Origin of the sequence: Acinetobacter sp. YH12117 (genome assembly GCF_013418865.1) — a bacterium.
GTDB lineage: Bacteria > Pseudomonadota > Gammaproteobacteria > Pseudomonadales > Moraxellaceae > Acinetobacter > Acinetobacter indicus.
Window position 1 is genome coordinate 1 of record NZ_VPBF01000070.1, and the last position, 4,770, is coordinate 4,770.

At 36.8% G+C, this 4,770-nt stretch carries 6 protein-coding genes; 2 read left to right on the forward strand and 4 right to left on the reverse strand.

Going from position 1 to position 4,770, the window contains the following annotated elements:
- Positions 1-6 precede the first annotated feature (6 nt).
- The 3 genes from repM to mobQ all read right to left on the reverse strand — a co-directional run bounded on the left by repM (position 7) and on the right by mobQ (position 3,550).
- On the reverse strand, positions 7-990 hold the full coding sequence (gene repM, locus FTU55_RS14510; RefSeq protein WP_087554524.1) for a replication initiation protein RepM: 984 nt from the start codon (positions 988-990) through the stop codon (positions 7-9).
- A 1,121-nt stretch (positions 991-2,111) separates the two neighbouring features.
- Entirely contained in the window at positions 2,112-2,582 is a 471-nt protein-coding gene (locus tag FTU55_RS14515) for a hypothetical protein (protein ID WP_180047437.1), read from the reverse strand.
- A complete protein-coding gene (mobQ, locus tag FTU55_RS14520; RefSeq protein ID WP_180047438.1) occupies positions 2,579-3,550 on the reverse strand; it encodes a MobQ family relaxase in 972 nt (323 codons plus the stop codon). Before mobQ ends, FTU55_RS14515 begins: the two co-directional genes overlap by 4 nt.
- A gap of 208 nt (positions 3,551-3,758) precedes the next feature.
- Between mobQ and FTU55_RS14525 the strand changes: the two genes are divergently transcribed.
- Both FTU55_RS14525 and FTU55_RS14530 read left to right on the forward strand, forming a co-directional pair.
- Positions 3,759-4,046 (forward strand): mobilization protein, encoded by a 288-nt coding sequence (locus tag FTU55_RS14525; RefSeq protein ID WP_087554522.1) that lies wholly within the window; start codon positions 3,759-3,761, stop codon positions 4,044-4,046.
- A 2-nt stretch (positions 4,047-4,048) separates the two neighbouring features.
- Complete coding sequence (locus FTU55_RS14530; RefSeq protein WP_004916110.1) at positions 4,049-4,360, forward strand: HU family DNA-binding protein; 312 nt, start codon at positions 4,049-4,051, stop codon at positions 4,358-4,360.
- Here the strand turns inward: FTU55_RS14530 and FTU55_RS14535 are convergent.
- Complete coding sequence (locus FTU55_RS14535; RefSeq protein ID WP_087554523.1) at positions 4,357-4,653, reverse strand: hypothetical protein; 297 nt, start codon at positions 4,651-4,653, stop codon at positions 4,357-4,359. The two genes, FTU55_RS14530 and FTU55_RS14535, sit on opposite strands and share 4 nt — an antisense overlap.
- Between the last annotated feature and the right edge of the window lie 117 nt (positions 4,654-4,770).

The following is a 4,770-nucleotide window of genomic DNA, read 5'->3' on the forward strand; positions in this document are numbered from 1 at the left end:
ATTTCATCATGCTTGAAACCCTGCTTTTTCTAAACATGGATAAAGCTCTCTGAACTTTTCAGGCTCTAAAAGCATGTCAGCGATACGAATAGCAAATTGCTGAAAGCTTTCCGTACCTTGTGAGTATTTGCTCATTTCGGGCATTTCAGACATTTTATTTGCAAATAAATGGCGTTGTGGATCGCTCAATTTTATAAAAAAATCAGGGTTACTACGATTTTGCTTAGATATTATTTTTTTTGAGATTTTATCTACTTTAGGCTTAAATTTGAATGAAAAACCTATAATTGTCCGCCCCTGCTTATGTTGCTCGTATTTAATCGTATAGTCTGAATGTTGATTCACTTGCTCCACAGCCACATCTAGGACTCGCAACTTAAAGTTAGAAATAATTTTATATTGCTTAGGTTCTACACCTAATTGCCCTCGTAATTGTTCTATTTCAATAAATGGAATATGTCCGACATTTTTCCATTTCATTAGGAGTTCAAACAATCGAGTAGCGTAGGTACTGGTAAAGTCGGTAGTTTGTGATAAGTAATAGCTTGTGAAATATTCTTTTGAATTAGCAACCAATAGGACAACATCACTGGTAAGTTGGAAGTGTAATAAACCCTCTGATTCTGTATAACCGATCTTTTGTACCCATCGTGATTTCATAACGGTTGGTATATCGCAATCTCTTAGCTTTTTGGGACGTTTAAAAGTGTATTCCTTACCAAATTCCAAGCCATATAAGGTGTATGAGAAATAGCGTAAAAACAACCGTTCTGATGCTTCTTTTAATGCTCGATAAGCTACTGAACCATCAACCTTAAATTGTTCAGCATATTCCCCTGCATGTATGGTCAGAACTGTATCACTGGTAATTTCTTGGTGCTGATTATTAGCTTTGACCAAAGCCAATCCAATTAAGCGTTGTTCTACTAAGCTCAAGGTATAACTTGCATCAATCAGCGCATTATTTTTAACAACTAAATCATTTGCCATTTCTTATACATACATTCTTTTTAGTTGTAATTATATTACATAGATTAAATACGTATAGCAATACTGCATAAACGTATAGATAAGACTGCATAAACGTATAGATAAGACTGCATAAACGTATAGATAAGACTGCATAAACGTATAGATATAGCAATATAAGCCATTGATTATTAATATGAATAAGTGGTCTAAAATTATAAAATTATAAAATTATTAAAAAGAGGGGAGTGCTAAAAACTGCCCTAGGTACTCGCTAAAGCTCGTACTCTATTGAAGCTCGTTCCTCGCTTCGAGGGGCAGTTTTTGGTTAATCCTGTTTGTGAAATCTAAAAGCAAAAGCATTGGTAATGTATTCGCTTCGCTCATACTTTTTGAAAAGCAAAAGCTCCAAAGTTCGCACCCATTCGGGATGCTCTGTATCTACCGTTTAAAATCTAAAGGAAGCTTGTAATCAGAGAAAGGGCGAGCGTGAAATTTTGATGATGCTCAATCGCTCGTAGACACTCGCTCGGTTCTTATTATCTAGGTTTTAATTATTTAATGAAGCTAATCAAAGTTGTGAAACATTGCTTAAATAATAGGCGTGGAACGTGAAAAATCATAAAAAAAGCCCACCTTGGGGAAGATGGGCTATAAACTAGAAACTACAGCATTGATTTCTAAGTGGAATTATAACGTATTTCGTATAAGGTGTATTATGTTAATTTTAGGAAAATTTAAAAATAAAATTACTACACCCCCTGTTACAAAAAATTACATCGAAGTATCATTATTCAATAATTTAAACCAGTTTGGTTAAGCTTATGGATATCTATATCATTGGAATTATTATTTGTTTCATAATTATATTGATCTTAATAATTTCAATGTTGAAAGACTATTTTGATAATCCTTTTCATAAATAGCAGTTTGGAGTGAACTTGGCTAAGTTCTCAAGATGATGAAACAAAACAGCAGATTAACGATATGGTGCGTCATATCATGGGGTTGAAACGTGTTTAATTAAAATTTAGCTCGATGCTTTGAAATATGGCTTTTGCCATGTTTTAAAGTCGAGCCACTTTGCAACATCCGTTATTAATAAGATTAAGAGAAGAGCCGAGCAAAGTATTTATCAGTAATTATTTAGGATCAATCACACAATAATCCTTATTCGTTCCGTGACAGTCATTTTTCATGATCCGCACACAAGATTTACCATTACAATTTTTAATATCTAGGTTGTAACTCTGTTCTAACCAAGCTGCTTCTGCTCGTCGCTGCTGGATTTCATCAAAACTTGGAATAAATAAAAATATAAAAGACAGGAAAACTAATACCAGACTAAGGAAAATTGCACACAACAAGGCAATAAATCTGTAGTTCAATTTATCGGTGGCTTTATCTAACTCCTGAATACGACCTTGAATAGCGCGTGTAGCATCTTGATTTGCGTTATTTAGGGTCTTTTTGCTCTGTTCTAGTATCCCACTAGCTACTTTATTGTAAAACGTCTCTAATCGCTTGTTATCATCTGCTATGGCTTCCCTGTATTCTTTCATGGATGCCAATAAAATATATAACTGGTCATCTAGATCATTTTGATTACTCATAATGACATTCCGCCTCTACTTCGTTTTTGAGATGCCTTGCGGAGTGCTTGCTCGGCTCGTTGTCTATCTAATTCTTGCTGTCGCTTCATTTCCGCTTGGCGTTCCAGTTCTAGACGTTTGCTTTCTTGATTCTTCTGCCATTGATCAAAACCTTGATCGACACGGTTTAAACCACGCTGTAAAACGCTTTCTTTTTGCTGTTTCTGTTGGTGAAGCTGTTGGCTATTTTGCTGTTTGACGTTGTCATTAAAACGGCTAATTTCAGTATCTATGCCTTGTCTGCGTAATTGGGTGACTTTGGTGCCTTCATGGATGGTGGCTTGTAGTCCGTTGTTCTGATCGGCATAGCTGCGGTGGTCTATTTTTTCTCGATAGCCTGCACGTTCCAATGCTTTGTTGGCTAAGTCTGCCCAAGTTTCTCGAATTTGCTTAATATCTTCTTGGGTTGTCCCCATACCAAGGCTTTTTCGTTTGGCGTTGCTGAGTTCAATATCGGTTTTGGTGGTTAGAATGAGCTTGTTGTCAGGGTCTAATTCAGCTTTTCGGGTGGTGAGCATGATATGGGCATGATGGTTCTTATCATTACCGCCTTTGCTCGGTTCATGGATGGCTAAATCTGCGATCACGCCATAGCGATCAACTAAGGACCTGGCAAAGTCTTTTGCCAAGTCCTTACGTTGATCAGCGTCTAATTCATCAGGTAGGGCAATCACCCATTCTCTAGCAGTTCGGGCATCTTTGCGGTTTTCGGTTTTTTCTGCCAAGTTCCAAAGTTCACCACGGTCAATTTCAATATCTAAATTAGACAGAATTTCAGAATGGGCGACACCGTCTTTTCTCGTAAAGTCATGGGTCAGTCCTGTGCGTTCATCTTCTAGTTTTTCACCTGCACGATAGGCACTAGATGCAACCGCAGTTCTTCCCGAACTTCGGTTAACCGTTTTAGTGGAACAATGATAAATTGCCATGCAGTCGCCTTGAGATGCTTTTGCTTTTAAAAAATTGCGTAGCAGTTTTTTGGGGTTAAGGGGAATCCCCTTACGCAAACTTTGACTTGGATGAAATCCAAGTCGTAAGTGCGCATTTCATGAAAAACACGATAGCATATAGCCCGCTTGAATTTCAATTCATAGGGCCTTATGCTTGAGTGGTTTTCTATATCCCGAAATCTGAATCATGACAAAAGCTGCTGAAACTCTTGAAAAGAAAATCGAAGCCCAGTTAGAGAAGCTGAAACAGTTAAAGGCTCGTAAACAGGCTATCGAAGCTAGAGAAAAATCGAAACAGAAAGAGCAGGAAAGAAAGGACGATACTCGGCGTAAAATTTTGCTCGGTTCTTACTTGATTAAAAAAATGAATGCGAATGAAGCCAATAAAGAAAAAATACTCGCTGAACTCAACGACTATTTAACAGAAAATAGAGATAGACAGCTTTTTGACTTACCAAATATTGAGGAGAATTAATTATGAATAAAGCCGATTTAATTGCCAAATTAGCGCCTAAATTAAACATTACCCAAGATGAAGCAAGAATTGTTCTAAATTCTGTTCTTGAGGTAATCACAGAAGCCCTAGTTGAAGATAAAAATGTTCGGTTGGTTGATTTTGGGACTTTTGAAGTAAAACAGCGTGCCGAAAGAATGGGGCACAATCCTAAAACTGGCGAAAAACTTAAAATTGAAGCTAAGAAAATCGTCACTTTTAAACAAGGCAAGGCTTTGGGAGAGCAATTTATTGTTAAGCCAAAGCAAAAAAGTAAAGCTAAAAAGAAAGCCTAATTTTTCTTAGCTCTTTGTTTTTCTTGTTCGGCTTTATACTCTGGAATTAGCTCATTTAAGACCTTTTGGATATTTTCCTTATCTTCGATCTGCAAATTATCCCGATAGTAAATTAAGTCCTCTATTTTGCTTTCCATCTGCATTTTTTCGGTGGGTTCGGCATTTTGGGATATTCGGGATAATAGGAAGATATAACTGCATATATTTTCCCTCGCAATTTCATAATTTACGATATCGAGGTATTCAGCTTGTGTGCCGTGAAATTCTTCTAATAGGTTGGTTAATTTCATCATGCTTGAAACCCTGCTTTTTCTAAACATGGATAAAGCTCTCTGAACTTTTCAGGCTCTAAAAGCATGTCAGCGATACGAATAGCAAATTGCTGAAAGCTTTCCGTACCTTGTGAGTAT

Coding starts and splice junctions, on each gene's coding strand:
- repM (WP_087554524.1), bottom strand. CDS start 990: ATGGCAAATGATTTAGTTGTTAAAAATAATGCGCTGATTGATGCAAGT.
- FTU55_RS14515 (WP_180047437.1), bottom strand. CDS start 2,582: ATGAGTAATCAAAATGATCTAGATGACCAGTTATATATTTTATTGGCA.
- mobQ (WP_180047438.1), bottom strand. CDS start 3,550: ATGGCAATTTATCATTGTTCCACTAAAACGGTTAACCGAAGTTCGGGA.
- FTU55_RS14525 (WP_087554522.1), top strand. CDS start 3,759: ATGACAAAAGCTGCTGAAACTCTTGAAAAGAAAATCGAAGCCCAGTTA.
- FTU55_RS14530 (WP_004916110.1), top strand. CDS start 4,049: ATGAATAAAGCCGATTTAATTGCCAAATTAGCGCCTAAATTAAACATT.
- FTU55_RS14535 (WP_087554523.1), bottom strand. CDS start 4,653: ATGATGAAATTAACCAACCTATTAGAAGAATTTCACGGCACACAAGCT.